At 61.0% G+C, this 20704-nt stretch carries 17 protein-coding genes; 13 read left to right on the forward strand and 4 right to left on the reverse strand.

What is annotated here, in order from left to right:
* Positions 1–12: 12 nt before the first annotated feature.
* From ACUUL3_RS10275 to ACUUL3_RS10305, 7 genes are all read left to right on the forward strand, one after another.
* A complete protein-coding gene (locus ACUUL3_RS10275) occupies positions 13–810 on the forward strand; it encodes a class I SAM-dependent methyltransferase (RefSeq protein ID WP_448551047.1) in 798 nt (265 codons plus the stop codon).
* 223 nt (positions 811–1033) lie between these two features.
* A complete protein-coding gene (locus tag ACUUL3_RS10280; RefSeq protein WP_448551049.1) occupies positions 1034–1234 on the forward strand; it encodes a cold-shock protein in 201 nt (66 codons plus the stop codon).
* A 220-nt stretch (positions 1235–1454) separates the two neighbouring features.
* Complete coding sequence (locus ACUUL3_RS10285) at positions 1455–2087, forward strand: YchE family NAAT transporter (RefSeq protein WP_448551050.1); 633 nt, start codon at positions 1455–1457, stop codon at positions 2085–2087.
* 136 nt (positions 2088–2223) lie between these two features.
* Positions 2224–3045, forward strand: a complete 822-nt coding sequence (locus tag ACUUL3_RS10290; protein ID WP_448551052.1) for a universal stress protein — start codon at positions 2224–2226, stop codon at positions 3043–3045.
* Entirely contained in the window at positions 3045–5744 is a 2700-nt protein-coding gene (locus ACUUL3_RS10295) for a cation-translocating P-type ATPase (protein WP_448551055.1), read from the forward strand. The genes ACUUL3_RS10290 and ACUUL3_RS10295 overlap by 1 nt, the downstream gene beginning before the upstream one ends.
* Entirely contained in the window at positions 5693–6145 is a 453-nt protein-coding gene (locus ACUUL3_RS10300) for a DUF2784 domain-containing protein (protein WP_448551056.1), read from the forward strand. Before ACUUL3_RS10295 ends, ACUUL3_RS10300 begins: the two co-directional genes overlap by 52 nt.
* 70 nt (positions 6146–6215) lie before the next feature.
* A complete protein-coding gene (locus ACUUL3_RS10305; RefSeq protein ID WP_448551058.1) occupies positions 6216–7109 on the forward strand; it encodes an HDOD domain-containing protein in 894 nt (297 codons plus the stop codon).
* Here the strand turns inward: ACUUL3_RS10305 and ACUUL3_RS10310 are convergent.
* Complete coding sequence (locus ACUUL3_RS10310) at positions 7106–8116, reverse strand: tRNA dihydrouridine synthase (RefSeq protein ID WP_448551060.1); 1011 nt, start codon at positions 8114–8116, stop codon at positions 7106–7108. The genes ACUUL3_RS10305 and ACUUL3_RS10310 overlap by 4 nt on opposite strands.
* A 185-nt stretch (positions 8117–8301) precedes the next feature.
* Between ACUUL3_RS10310 and ACUUL3_RS10315 the strand changes: the two genes are divergently transcribed.
* On the forward strand, positions 8302–10011 hold the full coding sequence (locus ACUUL3_RS10315) for a flagellar assembly protein A (protein WP_448551062.1): 1710 nt from the start codon (positions 8302–8304) through the stop codon (positions 10009–10011).
* A 6-nt stretch (positions 10012–10017) separates the two neighbouring features.
* Here ACUUL3_RS10315 and ACUUL3_RS10320 read toward each other — a convergent pair whose 3' ends face one another.
* Together ACUUL3_RS10320 and clpB are read right to left on the reverse strand one after the other, a co-directional pair.
* Positions 10018–10557, reverse strand: coding sequence for a C-GCAxxG-C-C family protein (locus tag ACUUL3_RS10320; protein ID WP_448551064.1), 540 nt, complete (start codon positions 10555–10557; stop codon positions 10018–10020).
* Positions 10558–10888: 331 nt separating this feature from the next.
* Positions 10889–13477, reverse strand: coding sequence for an ATP-dependent chaperone ClpB (gene clpB, locus ACUUL3_RS10325; protein ID WP_448551065.1), 2589 nt, complete (start codon positions 13475–13477; stop codon positions 10889–10891).
* 418 nt (positions 13478–13895) lie between these two features.
* Here clpB and ACUUL3_RS10330 point away from each other — a divergent pair, with 418 nt between their 5' ends.
* The 3 genes from ACUUL3_RS10330 to ACUUL3_RS10340 all read left to right on the forward strand — a co-directional run bounded on the left by ACUUL3_RS10330 (position 13896) and on the right by ACUUL3_RS10340 (position 17449).
* Entirely contained in the window at positions 13896–14669 is a 774-nt protein-coding gene (locus ACUUL3_RS10330; protein ID WP_448551067.1) for a fibro-slime domain-containing protein, read from the forward strand.
* Positions 14670–14836: 167 nt separating this feature from the next.
* Complete coding sequence (locus tag ACUUL3_RS10335) at positions 14837–16072, forward strand: anion transporter (protein WP_448551069.1); 1236 nt, start codon at positions 14837–14839, stop codon at positions 16070–16072.
* Between the two features lie 48 nt (positions 16073–16120).
* A complete protein-coding gene (locus ACUUL3_RS10340) occupies positions 16121–17449 on the forward strand; it encodes a mechanosensitive ion channel family protein (RefSeq protein ID WP_448551071.1) in 1329 nt (442 codons plus the stop codon).
* Here ACUUL3_RS10340 and ACUUL3_RS10345 read toward each other — a convergent pair.
* Positions 17446–18855, reverse strand: coding sequence for an MBL fold metallo-hydrolase RNA specificity domain-containing protein (locus tag ACUUL3_RS10345; RefSeq protein ID WP_448551073.1), 1410 nt, complete (start codon positions 18853–18855; stop codon positions 17446–17448). The two genes, ACUUL3_RS10340 and ACUUL3_RS10345, sit on opposite strands and share 4 nt — an antisense overlap.
* A gap of 376 nt (positions 18856–19231) precedes the next feature.
* On the opposite strand from ACUUL3_RS10345, the gene ACUUL3_RS10350 reads away from it, so the two are divergent.
* Both ACUUL3_RS10350 and ACUUL3_RS10355 read left to right on the forward strand, forming a co-directional pair.
* The gene (locus ACUUL3_RS10350; protein ID WP_448551075.1) at positions 19232–20155 is read left to right on the forward strand and encodes a hypothetical protein; all 924 of its coding nucleotides are present in this window, start codon (positions 19232–19234) and stop codon (positions 20153–20155) included.
* The gene (locus ACUUL3_RS10355; protein ID WP_448551077.1) at positions 20152–20664 is read left to right on the forward strand and encodes a hypothetical protein; all 513 of its coding nucleotides are present in this window, start codon (positions 20152–20154) and stop codon (positions 20662–20664) included. Before ACUUL3_RS10350 ends, ACUUL3_RS10355 begins: the two co-directional genes overlap by 4 nt.
* The last annotated feature ends 40 nt before the right edge of the window (positions 20665–20704 follow it).

Genomic DNA, 20704 nt, shown 5'->3' on the forward strand with positions numbered 1-20704 from the left:
CGCCCTGATCCCATGAGCACTGCTTCCAGAATCCGGGAGGACCGCATCTATGCCCATGACCGCTACACCTTTTTCTATGAGGTGGAGCTGGGCCGCTTCCGCGAAGACCTTGCCTTCTATCTGCGGCATCTGCCTGCCGCGGCCGGCGGTGTTCTCGAACTTGGCTGCGGCACGGGCCGGATGAGCCGGGAACTGGCCAGGGCCGGACACCGGCTGACGGGCATCGATCTGTCCTGGGCCATGCTCAGGGAGGCTTCCGGCCGGAAGGAGGCGACGACGGGACCGGCTCCTCTCTATGCCTGCATGGATATGAGCCGGCTTGCCTTTTCCCGGCCTTTTGCCGCCGCCATCGCCCCGTACAACACCTTCAATCTTCTCGGCAGCGACGAGAAGATACGCCGCTGCCTGAAGGAAATCACCCCCCTCCTTCCCAGCGGGGGCAAACTGCTTCTGCAGCTCTATGTCCCGGATGCGGAGTTGCGCGAGCTGAAGGGGAAAAAACGCTTCCAGTTCCAGATTTTCGACCTGCCGGAGGGGGCGAAGCTCATCAAGGAAATCAGCAAACGCTGCCGTCCAGACTCAGGACTGGTGGAAATGGAGGAATGCTATCGCCTGCGGTTTCGCAAGGACTTGCCCGACGAAGACTGGCGCTATTCCTATACAATCCTCGGCCACGGCGCCGAAGAGTGGCTGCGGCTTTTCCGCGACCACGGGTTTACGCCGACAGCACGGTACGGCACCTACGCGCTGGCTCCCTTTTGCGACGGCGAACATTCCCTTCTCCTGCTGGCCCTGGAAAAGAAGGCCTGATTTCCGCCCATAATCATTCGTTTTTTCCCCTCAATAATTTTATTTGCTATTCTCCAACCTTTTTGGTATCAAAAAATTAGTTAGCGTATTGTGCAGTATTTTTTAGCTTGGATAAAAAGTTCACCGCACAAACCAAAATCCGGTTGTGCGGTATTTTTTTTTGCCGGCGGGAAAATACTGCGGGTTCAAGTAAGTGTTCCAATGAGGGAACGAAGGAGTCACTATGTTTGAAGGCACTGTCAAATGGTTTAACGAGTCAAAAGGTTTTGGATTTATTGCCCAGGATAACGGCAAGGATGTCTTTGTACATTACTCCGCAATCCAGAAGAAGGGCTTCAAAACACTGCAGGAAGGCGAACGTGTCCGCTTCGACATCGTCGATGGCCAGAAAGGACCTGCCGCCGCCAATGTGGAATCACTGTAAATTCATCTGATCGCTTGATTCTCCAAGGGTCCCTGTGCGAGCAGGGACCCTTTTTTTCTGTCCGCCGACTCCGCCGCCGCAGGCCGGAACAGCTCCCCTGTTTTTCCCGCCCGGGCTGGATCACTGTTTGCGGAATCACCCTTCTCCGATACAATGCGAACAAGGCGGCCGGGGCAAAAAACATCTCCAGACAGGCGGACACTACAGGCAAAGAGACGACATGACCGATCTTTCCGAACATATCAAGTTCATCATCACCCTCTTCGCCATCGTCAACCCCATCGGCGCCATTCCCATCTACATCAGCCTGACCGACGGCTACCGGCCTGAAGAACGGCACCAGATCGTGCGCATCACCCCGGTGGCCGTGGTGGCGATCCTGCTGGTCGCCCTGCTCTCCGGCGAATTCCTCCTGCGCTTTTTCGGTATTTCCATCGGTTCCTTCCGGGTGGGGGGCGGCATCCTTCTCCTGCTCATGGCCACCTCCATGCTCCAGGCCAAAACCAGCCGGGCCGCGCACACCAGCGACGAGGCCGAGGAAACCGCGGAGCGGGAAACCATCGCCGTGGTCCCCCTGGCCATCCCGCTTCTCTCTGGACCCGGCGCCATCAGCACGGTGATCGTCTATGCCTACCGGGCAAAAAGCATGCTCGGCTACCTGCTCAGCAGCGCCGGCATTGTCCTGATCGGCGTCTCCATCTACCTGTCCCTGTCGGCGGCGCCCTACATCGCCAAGCGGTTGGGCAAAACAGGAATCAACATCGTCACCCGGATCATGGGCCTCATTCTCGCCGCCATTGCCGTGGAGTTCATCACCAACGGCATCAAAAACCTTTTCCCCTCCCTGGCCTGATTTTTCCCCTATCTCCAGACCCGGCCTTTCCGCTACAATAAAAAACAGCGGCCTGGTCGCGGCGCATTCTTTCCGGCAGAAGCGGTTCCTTGTCCCCTGCCCCCGTGGCCGGCCACACTCAACAGGGGGGAGTCGCATGAAGGTCATCGCAGCAGTCAACGGCCTCGTCACCTCGGACATCGCGGCGCTCTATGCCCTGCGCTACGCCGCCCTCTTCGACTACAGCCTGACCCTGCTCCATGTCCTCAATCCCGACGACCGCCGGGAAGAGGTGGAAACGAGCATGGCGGCCATCGAGGAAGCGGCCGAACAGTACCAAGTGAAGGTTGAACGCCTCTTCCTGCAGGGGGAACCGGCCCCGGCCATCCAGGCCCATCTCCAGAAAACCAATGCGGACATCCTCTTCTTAAGCACCAGGATGCGCAAACGCTTTTTTGAAAACTCCCTCAGCGACAAGCTCAGCCGTCTCCCCCTGCCGGTCGACCTGGCCATTGTCCGGGTGGCGCATGTGGACGCGGCCTTCCTGGCCGAGAATATCCTGCTGCCCATCAAGGAAGACCGCCTCTCCGTGAAAAAATTCGTCTTCGCCGCCGCCATGGCCAAGACCTTCGCCGCGGCAACCGAGATCTACAGCATCACCCTGGCCGGCAACCGTCGCCTGGCCCGGCTGGACATCGGCGCCACCAGGGAGTTGTTCCAGAAAATCAACGAACGGCTCGGCCATTACGCCAAAGGCTTCGCGCTCATGGCCGTACCCTTGCGTCTCAAGCATGCCCTGGCGGCAAACGAGATCGACCAGATCCTCCACCATGTGGCGCACCACGAGTTTGGCCTGATGATCATCGGCGGGAGAAGGCTGTCGCGCTTTTCTCTCTTCTGGCGGGAAAAGCCCATTGCCCGCCTCTTCCGTTACACGCCGGTGAACACCATTGCCTTTTATAGCCGGGATGAAAGGTGATGCAGCTTTTCAACCTGGAAAAATCCGCGCTCCTGAGGCGGCTGAAGACCTCGGAAAACGGCCTCTCCTCCGCTCTGGTCGCCAGACGCCTGCGTGAATTCGGCCCCAATGTCCTGGAGCGGGCCGCGAAAAAAAATTACCTGCTTGCCTACTGCGGTCAGTACATCCAGTTTTTTGCCATCCTGCTCGAAGTGGCCGCCCTGCTCTCCTTCATCGCCGACCACTACCTGCCCGGCCAGGGCAGCGACATGCTGGGCTACGCGATCCTGGCCGCGGTGGTCATCAACGCCACCTTCACCTTCTGGCAGGAATACCGGGCGGACAAGGCCATGGAGGCCCTGCTCAGGCTGATGCCCACCCTGGTCTCGGTGAGGCGCGACGGCGAAGTGGCGCAAATCGAGGCCCAGCATCTGGTGCCCGGCGACCTCATGCTCCTGGAAGAGGGCGACAAGGTGGCGGCGGACGGGATCCTGCTTGCCGCCAGCTCCCTCTACCTCAATCTTGCCTCCCTCAACGGCGAATCCGCGCCCGCCGCCCGCAGCGCCGAGCCGGGCAAGGCGAAAAGGGCCCTCGATGCCAGGAACATGGTTTTTGCCGGCACCACCGTGCTTGCCGGCAGCGGCTTGGCGGTGGCCAGCGCCACGGGCAGCGCCACGGAGTTCGGCAAAATCGCCAGCCTCACCAAGAACGTGCGCACCACCCTCACCCCCATGCAGCGGGAGATCATCCACATCACCCGGATCCTGACGATGATCGCCCTGCTCATGGGCGGCGTCTTCTTTGCCCTGGGTCTCTTCTCGGGCAAGGGCAGCCTCATGGCCTCGATCTTCGCCCTCTCCCTCATCGTCGCCAACGTGCCCGAAGGGCTGCTGCCCACCATCACCCTCTCCCTCTCCCTGGCCAGCCAGCGCATGGCCAGACGCAACGCTCTGATCAAGAATCTCGATTCGGTGGAAACCCTGGGCAGTGCCACGGTGATCTGTACCGACAAGACCGGCACCCTGACCAGAAACGAGATGACCCTCAAACTCATCTGGCTCGCCGGTGGCGAGGAGGTGGGCATCTCGGGGGAAGGCTATCGCGAGGCGGGCGAATTCTCCTTTGCCCAGGCAAACGACAGCAGCGAGCAGCGCCTCGCCGCTCTGCTCACAGCGGGGCTGCTCAACTGCCGGGCCAGCATCGACGCCGAAGGCCTGCGCGGGGATCCGACCGAACTGGCCATTGTCGCGGCGGCGGGCAAAAGGGGAATCACGGCGCCCGCCATGGAAAAGAAACGGGAATTCATCTTCACCAGTGAACGCAAGATGATGTCCAGCGTTTATCAGGAAGGGGAAAAAACCTGGCTTTTCGCCAAGGGCGCGGTGGAAGTGCTGTTGCCCAGATGCACGACCTTCCTGGCCGGCGACGGCGGGGAACAGCCCCTGGACCAGGCCGGACGGCAGGCGGCCCTGGCCCGGGCGGACGCCTTTGAAAATCAGGCCTTCCGGGTCCTGCTCATTGCCCGGGGCAGAAAGGAAGCCGAGGAAGAGCTGACCCTGCTCGGGCTCGTCGCCATCATGGACCTGCCCAGAGCCGAGGTGTACGGGGCCTTGTCCACCTGCAAGAGCGCCGGCATCCGCACCATGATGATCACCGGCGACAACCCGCGCACCGCTGCGGCCATTGCCCAACGAATCGGCATGGATTTCGAGCGGGTCATCACCGGCCAGGAGCTGGAAAAGCTCCGCGATGGAGAGCTGGAACGGATCCTTGCCGACCAAACCGTACTCTTCGCCAGAATGGCCAGCGGCCAAAAACTGCGCATCGCCACGGCCCTGCAGAACAACGGCGAGGTGGTGGCCATGACCGGCGACGGGGTCAACGACGCCCCGGCCCTGAAAAAGGCCGACATCGGCATCGCCATGGGGCTTGCCGGCACCGAGGTGGCCAAGGAGGCGGCTGACATGGTGCTGCTCGACGACAACTTCTCCTCCATCGTCACCGCCATCGAGGAAGGCCGCACCGTCTATTTCAACATCAAGAAATTCGTCACCTACATCCTCGCCTCCAACGTGCCCGAGATCGTCCCCTACATCCTGCAATTCTTCCTGAAGATCCCCCTGCCCCTCTCGGTGATCCAGATCCTTTCCATCGATCTCGGGACCGATATGCTGCCGGGCCTGGCCCTGGGCAGCGAAGGGCCGGAAAAAAACATCATGAACCGGCCGCCGGTGGGCAAGGGGGAAAAGATCCTCGACTGGGAGGTATTCAAGCGCGGCTACTTTTTTTTGGGCGCCATCGAAGCCGCCGCCGCCATGGCCGCCTTTCTCTCTTTTCTGCTCCTGCACGGCTGGCGGTACGGCACCGTTGATCTTGTCGACCCCCTCCTGCATCGGCAGGCCATGACCATGACCCTGCTCGGCGCCGTTTCCTGTCAGCTCCTCAACGTCTGGACTCTGCGCAGCTGGGAGTTCTCCGCCTTCAGCGTGGGGTTTTTCGCGAACCGCCTGCTGCTTCTCGCCATGGCCGCGGAACTCTGCTGGGTCTGGCTGCTCCTGAACGTGGCTCCGGTGCAGAAGGTGTTCAACACCGCGCATGTGCCGCTCGCCGATCTCTGGATCCTTTTTCCCTTCCCCCTGCTGCTCTTTTGCGGGCACGAACTCTACAAATGGCGGCAGCGGCGCGGATCCGCCCGGACGACGGACCCTTCCCGGCCATGATCTACCGGGTACTCGCCGACATCTGCGTCCTGTTCCACCTCCTCTTCATCCTCTTTGCCGGGTTCGGAGCCCTGCTGGCCTGGCGCCGGCCGTGGCTCGCCTGGCTGCAGATTCCCGCCGCCCTCTGGGGAGCCGGCATCGAGATTGCCGGCACGCTCTGCCCTCTGACCATCCTTGAAAACCGCTTCCGGGAAAAGGGCGATCTGGCAGGCTACCAGGAAAGCTTCATCGACCATTACCTCATGCCCCTCGTCTACCCGGAGCTGCTCTTTCCCCAGGGAGTGCCCCGTCCGGTGTTCATCGGCCTGGGCGTTCTGGTTCTCCTGGGAAACGCCCTTGTCTACGGGGTTCTTTTCCGACAGTGGCGGCGGCAAAAAAAATGCGGTTCTTCTCTTGGATAACCAGCCGAAAAGGTAGACTTTTTCCCCAAGGCGGGTAGAATGAATCATTCCTGAAAAAAGAGAGGAGCCGATGACCCTATCCTTTGATGAACACAGACTCTGCCAGGCAAAAAAAATCGTCGGCAAGATCACCCTGCCGACCCAGCCCGGCATTGTCATCGAAATCAACAAGGAGCTGCGGCAGGAGCATCCCAGCTTTCCCCGCATCGCCAGCCTGGTGAGTCAGGACGCCAGCATGTCCGCCCGGGTGATCAACGTGATCAATTCACCCTTCTTCGGCCTGGCCAAGAAGGTGGATTCCATCATCCAGGCCCTCACCCTCATGGGGCTCGAGAACTTCCGCAAGGTGGTGCTCACCGCCTGCCTGCAGGAGAAACTCGGAGGCAACAGCGAAGAAGAGAAGGTCTTCTGGGAACATTCCCTCCATTGCGCCGTGGCTGCCGAGGCTCTGGCCAGGTCCATCCGCGGCCTCCTGCTCGCCGAAGGCATTACCCCGGATCAGGCATACATGGCCGGGCTTTTTCACGACATCGCCATTCCGATTCTGCTGAAAAGAAGCGCCGACTACCGGCCCGTTGTCCCCTTTGCCCTGAGCCATAAGCGCGACATCATCGAAGAGGAGGACAGGCTCATCGGCTCGGACCATTGCGTGATCGGCGGGCTTCTGGCAAAGTCCTGGTCCGTGCCGGAGGAGGTCTGCAAGGCGATCATCCACCACCATGCCTCAAATCCCTCCGGACACAAGAACGTGCCCCTCAAGCTCATCGCCCTGATCCAGATGGCCGACTATCTCGCCTACCTCTACGATTTTTCCATCGGCAAGGTGCACCGGATCATCGAGGGAGAATGGGACCTGGAGGAGTGGGCGGAACGGCATGCGGCCACCCTGGACAACCTCCATCTGGGGGTGGATGACCTTGCCGATCTCAAAGAGGATATCTTCGAGCTTCTCTCCCGCCATTAAGCGAATTCATCGGGCAGATTCTCCGGATCGTTGCGCCGGAAAAACTCCACGGCCCGCGCCCTTGCCTCCGCCACGGTTCCGCTGGACTGCACCGCCGAGGCCAGACGATGTCCGAACCGATAGTTTGCGGCAAAGTAATGGCTGAACTCCTTGAGCCGGCCCAGGCGACGTTCCGGCAGAAAACTCTCGGCGAGCAGCTCCACATAGCGCAGATAGATCCGCGGCTTCCTCACCACTGGCAGGGCAAGGTCCGCCCCATACACTTCGCGGGCGATCTCGGCGAAGAGCCAGGGGGTGCGGGCCGCGGCCCTGCCGATCATCAGCCCGTCCGCTCCTGATTCGGCCAGGCAGCTTCCCGCATCCGCCAAGGAGAAAATACCGCCGTTGGCAATGACCGGGATGTTCAGCCAGCCCTTCACCTTGCCGATCCAAGCCCAGCGCGGCCTGCGACTGAATGGCTCCCCGCGGAGCCGCCCATGCACGGTAAGCAGCTCGATGCCCTCGCCGGCGAGCATCAGGCAGAAATCGCGAAGTTTTTTCTCGTCCAGACTCTCGCCCAGCCGGATTTTGGCGGTAAGGGGCAGATCGGTTTCCCGGCGCGCCGCCGCCACCAGGGCCCGCACCGTGGCCGGCGCCTCCATGAGCCGGCTGCCCGCGCCCATGCGCCGCACCGTGGGCGCGGGGCACCCCAGATTCAGGTCAATGGCGTCCGCGCCCAGGGCATGGAGCCTGGCAATGGCCGGTGCCACGTCCGCTTCGCGAAAAACCAGGAGCTGATAGGAAAGAGGCCTCTCCGCTTCGGTGCGGACCAGATAGGGGGAGAGGGCCGCGTTCTCCATGGGCAGCCGGGTGGCCGCCAGCATCTCCGTGGAGAGCAGACCCACCCCGCCCAGTTCGAGGATGAGCCGCCTGAGGGCCGAATGGGTAAGCCCGGCCATGGGCGCCAGCACAAGGGGAGGGGTGATGGAAAGACCTTTGATACGTATGGACTGGGAAAGAGCGCGCATGATTCGCCGGAGAAAAAGGGTTCAGTGCAAAACGGAAAAACAGAGGAGACACCATCCCTTAATAACGTGTTGATTTTTTTTGCCAACCTCTTTTCGAAAGGTATGATTTTTTCCTCTGCCTGTGATACTCTCGTTATAAGTTATTGAACAACCGCTTTCCTATTCCCTCCAGGCAGAACCAGCCCATGAGTCGCGTCTCCTCGATTGCCCAGGCAATCCATGCCTCCAACGCCGTCACCGCCCAGGGCGTTCAAGCGACCCTGCGCCTGCCCGCCAAGACAGGGCCGGACTCCCCGCAGGAAGTTGCCACCGCCATCGCCTGGGTATTGAAAAAATTTTTCAATATCCCGCTGAACCCGGACCAGATCATGGAAATCGAATATTCCGAACGGGCCTCCTTCAGCATCCCTTCGGAAAGGGGGCTGCCCTGCCGCCGGGTGCTTGTCGATTTTTCCGCCACGCCCCCCGTTCTGGAGATACGCGGCGAACCCGCCGTCCATGGGACAAACGGCTATTCCGCCCTTGCCTTCCCCTGGCAGAAACGGTCGGGCACCATCAACGAGGATGGCACCATCGACTGGAAGAAGATCAACAGCGTGCCCAACATCGAGCATGGCGCCCTCATCGCCACGATTTACGACAAAACCGACGGCAGTTACGGCATCGATTGCTTCGGCAAACCATTGCGGCCCGACCCCGGCCGCCGGCAACAGGTACGTTGGACTAAGGAGAACATCTACCGGGACAACGACGAACCGACCGCCCCCTCCTTCAACCTCATCGCCAAGAAATCCGGGGTCATCGTCTACCACCTGGAAGTGAAGGACGATCCCGCCACCCTCTCCCAGGTAAGCATTTCGGAAAATCTGAAGATCACCGGCGACATCGACTATTCCCTGGGGGATCTCGAAACCGCGGCAAGCCTGGAAATCATCGGCAGCGTCCGCGGCAACTTCTCCCTTATCTCGGAGGGATTCATCCATGTTTCCGATTGCATCGAGGGCAAGGAGATCTGCGCCCAGCGGGTGAAAGCGGATCTCATCACCAACAGATGCCTGGTCAAGGCAAAAGAAGAGGTGGAAACCGGCAGCATCACCAATGCCGAGGCCTCCGGCGCAACGATCGTGGTCAAGAAAAATGCCGCCCAGGCAGTGCTTTCCGCCAGCGACAAAGTTGTGTTCGAAAAAAACGCGGCAATCACCAACATCACGGTAAGCGCAATCACGCTGACCTGCCTCGGCAATGCCTTTTCCGGCAGGAGCACCGTCATCCTCGGGGAAAGGCTCTTTCAGGCCGTGAGACGAATCCTGCCCGAATTCGAGCATCTCGAGTCGGAGAGGACCGAGGCGAGCGGCAAGGCCAAGGAGGCGGCCACGGAGATCCTCAACCAGCTCGGCCAGCTGGAGCATTACGGCATCATCCAGAAAAGCACGATACTCCACAACCTCTGCCTTGCCCTCAAACAGAATTTCGTCAGAAGCTTTCAGACCGTACAGGCCATTGACCAGGAAACCCTGACCCAGGCCGCATTGTTCAAGGAAAAGGTGGAAGAGAAGGTCTTTGAGTATTCCATCTCGAAAAAAATCGAAAAACTGCACGAGGCGTTGCGCGACTACAACAGGGCACTGGCCATCCTGAGCAACGGCGCGGAGGAATATGCCGACTTGCGAAAAGAGGCCGAGCTGCTCAGCGACCGGATCGGCAAGGGGTTGCTGGCAACCCTGCACGAACCGCGGGTTGGCGGCAAGAATGCCAGTGTCCGCATTCTCTGCGGGGAGGCGGAGCTCACCCTCCAGGAACACGATCTCAGCGGCGCGACCAAAAAGGTCCGCTACCTGCCGCCGCGGGAAGGGGGCCTGGCCGCCATCCACAAGGGGCGGCTGGAGATCTGCTGAAGACAATCATCCCTGTCCGAGCAGCTTCCTGGCCAGGTTTCCCATCTTTGATTCCCGAAGGGCAAGAAAATCAAGGTCAGCGTGAGCGGCCAGCTCCGGCCGCTTTTCAAGAAGCAGGGCCGCGGCAAGTTCGGCCCCCCCCTGGGTCAGCTCCTTGCAGGTTGCCCCCTGTTTTTCCTTGCGCCGTTTAAGCAGAACCCGGCAGCAGGTGGCGCTGAAACGATCCCGGAAGCGGTCGTGCATTTCCCTGGCCACCTTTTCAAAGTCCTTCTTCTTCATGCCATGGGGCTGACGCGGCCCCAGAAAGAGGCTCAAGGCGATTTCCGCCCCGGCCAGGGCGCCGCAGGTGCAGCCGGCGCCGCCCATGCCGTGGCAGAAGCCGGAACCAAGCTGGGCCGCAAGCTCCGGCGCGAGTCCACCGCGAAATGCTCCGTTCATCATGGCGATGACCGCCTCGGCACAGCAATAGCCACGGGCCTCATAAATGTTGGCGGCCCGCTGCCCGGCGAGGCTTACTATCTCGGCAGGATCCTTACCTGTATCCATAGAACAAACCGTTATCCTTTATTGGGTTTCTGTATATTTTTTTTCACACTCTACCCGACAATCGCCCTGCTGTCGCCAGATTTCCGTAGCCGGGGGAGAGGCCGCCCGCCACTGTTACGTGAAAAAAATAACGCAAAGCCGGAGGAAAGCGAAAAAGGCGAGACTCCGAAGACGCAAAAAACCACCGATTTCGAGCATTTTTTCGCGGCGTCTTCGCGTTATTGGGTGAAGAAATCGATTTTCCCCCATCCGGCCACGCACGGCAATGCCCTGAAAAAAAGAGCCGGCCGGAGCATTCCCCGGCCGGCCCCAGAAGCAGGGAGGAAAGATCTCAGCCCTTGACAAACACCAGTCCGTCGCCCCCCCGGTCGATGATGATCCTGTCTCCCTCGCAGAAGCTCCCTTCCAGAATCTTCATGGCCAGGCCGTCCTGCACATGCCGCTGGATCGCCCTTTTGAGCGGTCTTGCTCCGTAGCTCGGGTCGTAGCCCACCTCGATCAGGTACTGTTTGGCAGACTCGGTAAGCTCCACGCCGAAGTGCTGTTCGGCCAGCCGCCGGGTGAGCAGCTCCACCTGAATGTCGATGATCCGGGCCAGATGCTCCTTTTTCAGGCCATGGAAGATGATGATTTCATCGATCCGGTTCAAAAATTCCGGCTTGAACTGGGCGTGCAGGATCTCGTTTACCCTGACCTTCATCTCGGCGCGCCGTTCCTCGCCAAGATCCATGATCAGCTGGCTGCCCAGGTTCGAGGTCATGATGAGAATGGTGTTCTTGAAATCCACGGTCCGGCCCTGGCCGTCGGTCATCCGGCCGTCGTCAAGGATCTGCAGCAGCACGTTGAAGACATCCGGGTGCGCCTTTTCGATCTCGTCAAAAAGGATGACGGAATAGGGCCGGCGCCGCACCGCCTCGGTGAGATAGCCGCCCTCCTCGTAACCCACATAGCCGGGAGGCGCGCCGATCAGCCGGGAAACCGAATGCTTCTCCATGAACTCGCTCATGTCCAGGCGGATCATGGCCTTTTCGGTGTCAAAGAGGAAATGGGCCAGGCTCCGGGCCAGCTCGGTCTTGCCCACCCCGGTGGGACCCAGGAAGATGAAGGAGCCAAGCGGCCGGTTCGGATCCTGGAGCCCGGCCCTGGCCCGACGCACGGCGTTGGAAACCGCGGCGATGGCCTCCTCCTGACCGACCACCCTTTTCGCCAGGGCGACATCGGCATGAACCAGCTTCTCCTTTTCCCCTTCCAGGAGCCGGTCCACCGGGATGCCGGTCCATTTGGCCACCACCGAGGCGACATCCTCTTCATCCACCTCCTCTTTCAGCATCTGCCGGTCCTTCTGGATCTCGGCCAGTCGGCTGTTTTCGGCGCCAAGCCGCTTTTCAAGCTCCACGATCCTGCCGTAGCGGATCTCGGCGACCTTGCTCAAATCCCCCTGCCGCTCGGCCTGCTGCTCGGCGACCCTGGCTTCGTCGATATCGCTCTTGATCTTTCTGATCTGCTGAATGATATCCCGCTCCAGGGTCCAGTGGGCCTTCATGGCGGTGAGGGTTTCGTTGAGATCGGCAAGCTCGGCCTCGATCTTGGCAAGCCTCTCCTTCGAGGCGGCGTCGTTTTCTTTTTTCAGTGCCTCCCGCTCGATCTCGAACATGATCTTCCGGCGCTCCACCTCGTCGATCTCGGTGGGCATGGAATCGATCTCTATACGCAGCCGGCTGGCCGCCTCGTCAATGAGATCGATGGCCTTGTCCGGGAGAAAGCGGTCGGTGATGTAGCGGTTCGACAGGGTGGCCGCAGCCACGGTGGCGGAGTCCTTGATGCGCACCCCGTGGTGCACTTCGTATTTCTCCTTGATGCCGCGCAGGATGGCGATGGTGTCATCCAGGGAAGGCTCCTGGACCAGGACCTGCTGGAAGCGACGCTCCAGGGCCGCGTCCTTTTCGATATGCTTCCGGTATTCGTCCAGGGTGGTGGCGCCCACGCAGTGCAGTTCGCCGCGGGCAAGGGCGGGCTTGAGCATGTTGGAGGCGTCCATGGCCCCTTCGGCGGCGCCGGCGCCCACCAGGGTGTGGATCTCGTCGATGAAGAGAATAACCTCGCCCTCGCGCTTCTGGATCTCCTTGAGCACCGCCTTGAGCCGATCCTCGAACTCGCCCCGGTACTTGGCGCCGGCCACCAGGGAGCCAAGATCCAGGGCCAGCACCTGCTTGTTGCGCAGGCTCTCCGGCACGTCGCCGTTGACGATCCTCTGGGCCAGCCCCTCGACAATGGCGGTCTTGCCCACCCCCGGCTCGCCGATCAGGACCGGGTTGTTCTTGGTCCGACGGGAGAGCACCTGGATAACCCTCCGCACCTCGTCGTCCCGGCCGATCACCGGATCGAGCTTGCCTTGTCTGGCCACGTCGGTGAGATTCCTGGCATATTTCTCCAGGGCCTGGTATTTCTCCTCGGGATTGGGGTCGGTGACCCGCTGACTGCCGCGGATGGCCACCAGGGCCTGAAGGAATTCCTCGCGACTCACGCCGCTGCGCTTCCAGGCCTGGGCCAGGGGAGACTCCCGCTCGTCGAGCATGGCGAGCACCAGATGTTCCTGGCTCACATATTCGTCCTGCATCTCCCTGGCGACCTTGAAGGCCCGGTCCAGCAGGGATCGGAAGCGATTGGAGGCATAGATCTGGCCGGAGCCGCCGCCGCTCACCTGGGGCAGTTTTTTAAGCAGTGCCTCCATCTCCTGGCGGAGAATCGCGGGATTGGCTCCGATCTTCTGCAGGGCCGGAACCACGACGCCATCGGTCTGTTCCAAAAGAACCAGCATGAGATGCTCGGGCTGCAACTCCTGATGGCCGCGCTCCTGGGCACGACTCTGGGCCGCCTGGATGGCCTCCTGGGATTTCACGGTGAATTTTTCAAACTGCATACAATCCATTCCTCCAAAAAGAGAACAAGTATTTTGCTGGGAGCAGGGGCCGAAACCAACCGCGTTCGCCCCTTTGCCGAAAGGATCAGGACACGCCGGCCCCCTGCTTGGGTACCGAAACCGTAAGCTCGCCTCCGGAGACTGTCAAGGGCGGCCGGACAACGGGATGGCCGCGCGCTCCCCCCAAAACCGGCGCCCGCACTCCCCCTCCTTGTTTTTCGAATTTCCGGAAAAACCGCCTTTCTTTCTGGAAAAACAGAGCCCCTGCCGGATGGATGGCCCAGCCTGAAAAACATATCCACCTGAAACAATTAGACATAACAAAAAACAGCCGCAACGGTATGCATTTTGCTTGATACAACAAAGAGGGGAGACAAACTCACGGAGTTACAACTCAGACAGATTACAGGAGGGAAACATGAAAAAGAAACTTCTCATCGGCCTGGTCCTGGGAACGGGCCTTTCGGTCGCCGCCGCGACCGCGCAGGCGACAACCATCAATCTCACCGGCACCATCCGCGATTTCAGCTCCAGCCATCCGCACATGGAGGGAGCAATAGACGGCGTGGTCACGGGGTTGGTGGAAACAACCCTCGGCGCGGACAAGAATCCCGTGCGCACCGGCAAGGTAACCGCCTCCATGCCCGGAGCGCTCTCGATTTACGATGAGTGGTACAACGATGTCGCCGGGGTCAACATGGCGCAAAACCTCACCCTGACCCTGGACAACACCATCACTGCCGACCCGGGCGTGTACACCTATACCAACAATGCCTTCTTTCCCATCGACAACCAGCTGCTGGGCAACGAGGGGAGAAGCCACAACTACCACTTCACCTTTGAGCTGCACACCGGCTTCACCTATCAGGGCGGCGAAACCTTTGCCTTCACCGGGGACGACGACCTGTGGGTCTTCATCGATGACCAGCTGGTAATTGATCTTGGCGGGGTGCATAGCGCCGCCTCCGGCAGCGTCGCTCTCGACACCCTCGGCCTGACCGTGGGCGAACTCTACGATTTCGACCTCTTCTTCGCCGAGCGGCACACGACCCAGTCAAGCTTCCGGATCGACACCTCCATTGCCCTGCATGAGAACGAGGCCGTGCCCGAACCGGCCACCATGCTGCTCTTCGGCTCCGGGCTGGCCGGGCTCGCCGGTTCGCGGATGAGAAGAAGGAAAACCCGGCAATAAGCACTTCGTGCCTTTCCCTCCTTTTTGGGGCCGGGTCAGCAATGACCCGGCTTTTTTATTTTCTCCCGCCCCAGCCGGGGAGACATTGTCCTTTCCGAGAAAGACCCCGATTGACAGCACGGCCAATGCTCTTTACAATGCGGCGTTTTTACGCCGACAGGAGCCCCATGCCAGACAGTGCCGTTCTCATCTTCGTTGTCACCTATCTCGGCGTGGCCGTAGGCCGGATCCCCGGCCTGGCCCTGGACCGGACCGGCATCGCCCTCCTGGGCGCCATCGCCATGGTGGTAAGCGGAGCGGTGCCGCTCCCGTCGGCCATGGGGGCCATCGACCTGCCCACCATCATCCTCCTCTACGCCCTCATGGTCCTTTCCGCGCAATTGCGGCTGGGCGGCTTCTACACCTGGGTCGCCGGCCACACCGTGGGTCTGCTCGCCAGCCCGCGTCTTTTCCTGCTCTGCTCCATGCTGCTGGCCGCCTTTCTCTCCGCCCTGCTGGCCAACGATATCGTCTGTCTCGCCTTCACGCCGGTGCTGACCCTGGCCATCCTCCGCGCCGGCCTGAATCCGGTTCCTTTCCTGCTCGGCCTTGCCTGCGCGAGCAACATCGGCTCCGCGGCCACCATCATCGGCAACCCGCAGAACATGCTGATCGGCCAGGTCGGCCGCCTCGACTTCGGCGACTTTCTCCTCTGGTGCGCGCCCCCTTCCCTGCTGGCCCTGGCAGCCGCCTACGCCATCATCGCCACCATCTACCACCGCCGCTTCGCCGCGCGCCAGGCGACACAGTCCCCGACCCCGGAAGAACAATGGCCCGAATTCGATTTCCGGCAAAGCGCCAAGGGCATTGTCGCCGTCCTGATTCTGGTCGGCCTCTTCTTCACCCCGATCCCCCGCGAACTCTCCGCCATCACCGTGGCCGGCATCCTGCTCTGCAGCCGCAAAATGCACTCCCGCCGGATCCTGGAGCTGGTGGACTGGCACCTCATCACCCTCTTCTGCGCCCTCTTCATCGTGGTACACGGCATCGCCAGCCGCGACCTCCCGGCGTCTCTCCTCTCCGGCCTTGCAAAACAGGGCCTTCAACTCAACGACCTCTATGCCCTCACCGGCATCTCCACCCTGCTCAGCAATCTGGTGAGCAATGTGCCGGCCACCATGCTGCTGGTCCATTTCCTGGATCCCGCCGCGCCCGCGCAGTGGTACGTGCTGGCTCTTTCCAGCACCTTTGCCGGCAACCTCCTCGTCATCGGCAGCATCGCCAATCTCATCGTCATCGAACAGGCAAGGAAATTCGCCGTCCGGATCACCTTTCGGGAGCATGCCGCCGTCGGCATTCCGGTGACGCTTTTTTCTCTGCTCCTGCTCGTTTTCCTGATATACTTGCAGAGTATTTTCAGCTGACACGCCGTCCGCAATCCCGCTGCCCATGGAACAAGGCTCCGCACCGCCATGAAAACCCTCCTGCAATCCGACTTCTACCGCACGGAATTCCTGCGCCTCAAGGCGTGGCTCCTGAAATACGTTCTGACCGCCGATAACTTCAGCCAGGCCCTGATCATCGTCTGCGCCATGCTCACGGCCTACCTCATCGGCAAAAGGCTTGAAAAGCGGTTTTCCGGCGGCAACCTGCCGAAAAACCGCTTCACCCACCTGCTGCCCGACCTCCTGCCCCTGGCCTTCCCTTTCGTCTGGCTCTGCCTGCAGGGCCTCGCCCTGGCGGTCGCCGCGGAAACGAAATGGCCCCACCATCTGCTCAACATCGTCGTGAATCTGCTGGCCGCCTGGATCATGATCGAAATCGCCTCTTCGCTCCTGATCAATGCCGCCTGGGCAAAGGTCATCGCCGTCATCGCCTGGACCTTGGCGGCCCTGAACATCATGGGCCTGCTGACCCCGACCATCCGCCTGCTCGACCGCATTGCCCTCGGGTTCGGCACCGTCAAGGTTTCCGTTCTCACCGTGCTGGAAGGAATCTTCATCCTGGCGCTGTTGCTCTGGCTGGCCCGTCTCGTTTCCGGACTCATCGAAAAACGGATGCAGGCAAGCCCCACCCTTTCGCCGTCCGTCCAGGTCCTTTTCAGCAAACTGAGCAAAATCACCCTCGTCACCATCGCCATCCTGGTGGCGCTGCGCATGGTCGGCATCGACCTGACCGCTTTCACCATCTTCACCGGCGCCGTGGGCGTCGGCATCGGTTTCGGCCTGCAGAAAATCATCTCCAATCTGGTGAGCGGCATCATCCTCCTTCTCGACAAATCCATCAAGCCCGGGGACATCATCACCGTCGGCAGCACCTACGGCTGGGTGAATTCGCTGGGCGCCCGCTACACCTCGCTGGTCACCCGGGAAGGCAAGGAATTCCTGATCCCCAATGAGGACCTCATCACCCAGAAGGTGGAGAACTGGTCGTTCAGCAACAGCATAATTCGGCTGGATATTCCGGTGGGGATTTCTTACAGGAGCGACGTGCGGCGCGCCATCAGTCTCTGCGAGGAGGCGGCGCGGCGCACGAATCGGGTGATCGGCGAACCGCTGCCCGTCTGCCTGCTGCGGGGCTTCGGCGACAGCTCCGTGGATCTGGAGCTTCGCTTCTGGATCAATGACCCGATCAACGGCATCGGCAACGTGAAAAGCGCGGTTCTTCTCAGGATCTGGGAACGGTTTCACGAACACGGCATCGAAATCCCTTATCCGCAACGGGATATTCATATCCGCACCCCGCAACCGCCCCCGGGGTTCATGGCACAGGACCGGGAAAAGGAAACGGCCCGACCCTAAATTTCAAAACTCTGATGCGGCTCCGGGATCTCCACCCGGGGAAAGCCCAGATCGGCCTTGAGGCTCTCGGCCAGGGCCAGGGCGGCATCTTCCTCGCCATGCACCACGAAGGTCCTGCCTGGTTTTTTTCGCATGGCGCCGGCCCAGGCCAAAAGACCATCCCGGTCGGCATGACCGCTGAAACCGGTGAGCACCTCCACCTTGGCGCGTACCGCGAACTCCTCCCCGAAGATCTTTACCGTCTCCTCGCCCTCGACGATCCTGCGGCCCAGGGTGTTGGGCGCCTGCCAGCCGGTGACTAGGATGGTGTTTTTCCGGTCGCCGATCCGGTTGCGCAGGTGGTGCAGAATCCGGCCGCCCTCCATCATGCCGCTGGCGCTGATGATCACTGCCGGCTCCCGCAAAAAATTCAGTTCCTTGGAATCCTGCACGGTCTGGGTATAGCGCAGGGTGTCGAAACCAAAGGGGTTGCTGTGGTTGTCCCTGAGCAGGAATTCCCGGATCTCCTGATCGTAGGTTTCCGGATGCAGGCGGAAGATGTCGGTGACCCTGGTGGCCAGGGGGCTGTCCACGTAGATGGGCAGGTTGGGGATATCGCGGTTCAAAAAGAGCTTGTGCAGGGCGTAAACCAGTTGCTGGGTCCGGCCCACGGCAAAGGCCGGGATCAACAACGACCCACCGCGCTGATAGGTATCGTTGACAATGCGCTCCAGCTCCTTCTCCGATTCGGGATAGGGGGGATGGCGGCGGTTGCCGTAAGTGCTTTCCATGATCAGGATGTCGGCCCCCTGGTCCATCACGGCCGGATCCTTGATGATGGGGATGTCCGGCCTGCCGATGTCGCCGCTGAACAGCAGACGCACCTCCCGATTCCGCTCCCTGTCATGGATATCGAGGATCACGTTGGCGCTGCCCATCATGTGGCCTGCATCGGTGAGGGTGAGATGCACGCCGGGCAGGATCTCCCGCCTGCGATTATAGCTCATGCCGATGAACTGATCCATGGCCGCCACCACATCCTCCTTGCTGTAGAGGGGTTCAAACTCCCGCTGCTGATTGCGCCTGCGCAGCTTGTTGGTGAAGGCGACATCCTGCTCCTGGATATGGGCGCTGTCCATGAGCATCACCGCGCAGAGATCGCGGGTGGCCGAGGTGCAGATGATATCGCCGCGAAAGCCGTTTTTCACCAGGCAGGGGATGTTGCCGGAGTGGTCGATGTGGGCGTGGGAAAGAACCAGGCAATCCAGTCTCTTGCCGTCGCAGAAGCCGCTGCGGTTCAGCTCGAATGCCTCCTTGCGCTTGCCCTGAAACAGGCCGCAGTCGAGGAGGATGCGCCTGTCGTTAACTTCGATGAGATGCTGCGAGCCGGTGACGGTTTTCGCCGCCCCGTGGAAGGTGATTTTCATTGTTGCCTCCGGAAAAAACAGACCGTGATGGGGGAATACTCTTTCGCCAAGTATGATATCAGGTAATTTTGGCGGGCGTCACAAAAAACTTGCCAAGCGTTCCACCTCTTGAAATATCTGGAGGATATATCGCGCGCCCCTTCCCCGCGGACCTCCCCCTGCCCACCTCACCTAACAATACCAGCTGATTCGGCGCAATCCGCGCCGGCCGGATCGGGGCGGCAAAACCATTTGACTTTGCTCCGGTTTCTGTCACACTGATTGAGTAAGAAAAGAAAAACAGAGGGAGCGGAACATTCGTGTCCGGCTCCCTTCATTGCCCGCAGGAGCAAGCCAGTGCAGGCCCGGGGGGGACGTACCGCGCGAGGGGGTGCCTATGCGAACGAGAACTGTCAGCTTTTCCGCTTTCTGTGTGTTCCTCTCCCTGCTGCTCGGGGCCTGCGCGCTTCCGGACCTGCAGCCCTTTGCCGACGCCACGGCCCAACTGCACACCGCTCTCCTGGAAACGGATTCCGCCATCCGCCGGACCATTCTGGAAGCCGGGGCGCGGCCGGAGGAGGTCGGCCAGCTGAGCAAGGAATTGGCAGTGCGGGTCGCCGCCATGAAGGCCATGGTCAACTACACCGATTCCCTCGCCAACATCGCGACGGCCGGCCGGACAGGCAGCGAGAGCGCCGGCAGCCTCGCCAGCGCGGTGGACGGCTTCCTGACCGCCTTTTCAGCGCCGACCCTGCCGGGCAATTACGTGGCCATGGCCAAAAGCCTGTACGGCATCGCCGCCGAGGTGCGCGCCAGCCGCTCCTTTGCCAAAGCGGTGGCAAAGGCGGACCCTGCCGTCCAGGCCATGGCCGAGATTCTCATGGCCGATTTCCACACCCTGGAAGCCCTGCTGGCCCAGGCGACCGTTCCGGCGCAGCAGGGTCTGCTGGACCTGGAAAACAACGCCGGGATCGTCGATTTCCGCGAACAGCTGGAAAAACGGCGCCGGCAGCTGGAAAAGGCCCTGGCCGCGGAGCCGTCCGCCCCGGACCTGATCACACAGCTCAAGGATATCAATGCGCTGATCGATCTGACCCGGGACCGCTACGAACCGCTGGTCATGCAGCTGGCGGCCATCGAAGAGAGAATCAACGGCCAGATCCTGCTGGTTGGAAAATCAAGAGCCGCGGTGAGAGAGTGGGCGAATATCCATGGCAAGCTGGCCTCGGCGGTCGAAGAGGGGCTTGCCCCCAACACCCGCCTCCTGGCTGCCGCGGTCATGGAAATCAGAACCCTGATCCATGAGGAGCAAAACCGATGAGCATCAACTGGGATTCATTGAACACCTTTGCGGACTGGGCCGCTGCCTTGGATCGGCTGCTGGACAAGGCCTCGGAAAGCATTTTGTCGGGGGAGGTCGCAACGCGGGTGGAAGCGCAAAAGGAGCTCAACCGCTTCATCACGCGCTCGCCCAACGCCATCGCCGGAGAACTGGATGAGATCGCGAGAGAGGCGATCAACGACATTTTCCGGACCGCGATGGACGAGGCCCTGGCAGGCATCGCCAGCCGCACCGCCGCGCTTGCCCGCCTGAGCAAAACCGTGAAGGCCGTCAGCGAAGAGGCCAACGCCGGCGCCAAGTCGATCCGGCTTGCCCGGGCCACCACGGTCATCGAATCGGCCACCCGGACCATCCGTGATCTGCACGATCTCAGGGCCGCCCTCTCGGAATCGGAGGACGACACGATCCTGGCCGGCAGAATAGACAAGGCCGTCGGATCGATCCAGGATCTGGTGCCGGCGGTCATGGCGGTGCGGCCCGCGGAGTAAAAAGTGTTCCCCCCAAACCGGAAGGACCGGCGGTTCATTA

Source organism: Thiovibrio sp. JS02, from assembly GCF_053485635.1.

Excerpts from the sequence above, each read along its gene's own strand:
- ACUUL3_RS10330 (WP_448551067.1), top strand. The coding sequence starts at position 13,896 with ATGAAAAAGAAACTTCTCATCGGCCTGGTCCTGGGAACGGGCCTTTCG.
- ACUUL3_RS10350 (WP_448551075.1), top strand. The coding sequence starts at position 19,232 with ATGCGAACGAGAACTGTCAGCTTTTCCGCTTTCTGTGTGTTCCTCTCC.
- ACUUL3_RS10285 (WP_448551050.1), top strand. The coding sequence starts at position 1,455 with ATGACCGATCTTTCCGAACATATCAAGTTCATCATCACCCTCTTCGCC.
- ACUUL3_RS10355 (WP_448551077.1), top strand. The coding sequence starts at position 20,152 with ATGAGCATCAACTGGGATTCATTGAACACCTTTGCGGACTGGGCCGCT.
- ACUUL3_RS10305 (WP_448551058.1), top strand. The coding sequence starts at position 6,216 with ATGACCCTATCCTTTGATGAACACAGACTCTGCCAGGCAAAAAAAATC.
- ACUUL3_RS10290 (WP_448551052.1), top strand. The coding sequence starts at position 2,224 with ATGAAGGTCATCGCAGCAGTCAACGGCCTCGTCACCTCGGACATCGCG.
- ACUUL3_RS10320 (WP_448551064.1), bottom strand. The coding sequence starts at position 10,557 with ATGGATACAGGTAAGGATCCTGCCGAGATAGTAAGCCTCGCCGGGCAG.
- ACUUL3_RS10295 (WP_448551055.1), top strand. The coding sequence starts at position 3,045 with ATGCAGCTTTTCAACCTGGAAAAATCCGCGCTCCTGAGGCGGCTGAAG.
- ACUUL3_RS10310 (WP_448551060.1), bottom strand. The coding sequence starts at position 8,116 with ATGCGCGCTCTTTCCCAGTCCATACGTATCAAAGGTCTTTCCATCACC.
- ACUUL3_RS10275 (WP_448551047.1), top strand. The coding sequence starts at position 13 with ATGAGCACTGCTTCCAGAATCCGGGAGGACCGCATCTATGCCCATGAC.
- ACUUL3_RS10335 (WP_448551069.1), top strand. The coding sequence starts at position 14,837 with ATGCCAGACAGTGCCGTTCTCATCTTCGTTGTCACCTATCTCGGCGTG.
- clpB (WP_448551065.1), bottom strand. The coding sequence starts at position 13,477 with ATGCAGTTTGAAAAATTCACCGTGAAATCCCAGGAGGCCATCCAGGCG.
- ACUUL3_RS10345 (WP_448551073.1), bottom strand. The coding sequence starts at position 18,855 with ATGAAAATCACCTTCCACGGGGCGGCGAAAACCGTCACCGGCTCGCAG.
- ACUUL3_RS10340 (WP_448551071.1), top strand. The coding sequence starts at position 16,121 with ATGAAAACCCTCCTGCAATCCGACTTCTACCGCACGGAATTCCTGCGC.
- ACUUL3_RS10315 (WP_448551062.1), top strand. The coding sequence starts at position 8,302 with ATGAGTCGCGTCTCCTCGATTGCCCAGGCAATCCATGCCTCCAACGCC.
- ACUUL3_RS10300 (WP_448551056.1), top strand. The coding sequence starts at position 5,693 with ATGGCGGCAGCGGCGCGGATCCGCCCGGACGACGGACCCTTCCCGGCC.
- ACUUL3_RS10280 (WP_448551049.1), top strand. The coding sequence starts at position 1,034 with ATGTTTGAAGGCACTGTCAAATGGTTTAACGAGTCAAAAGGTTTTGGA.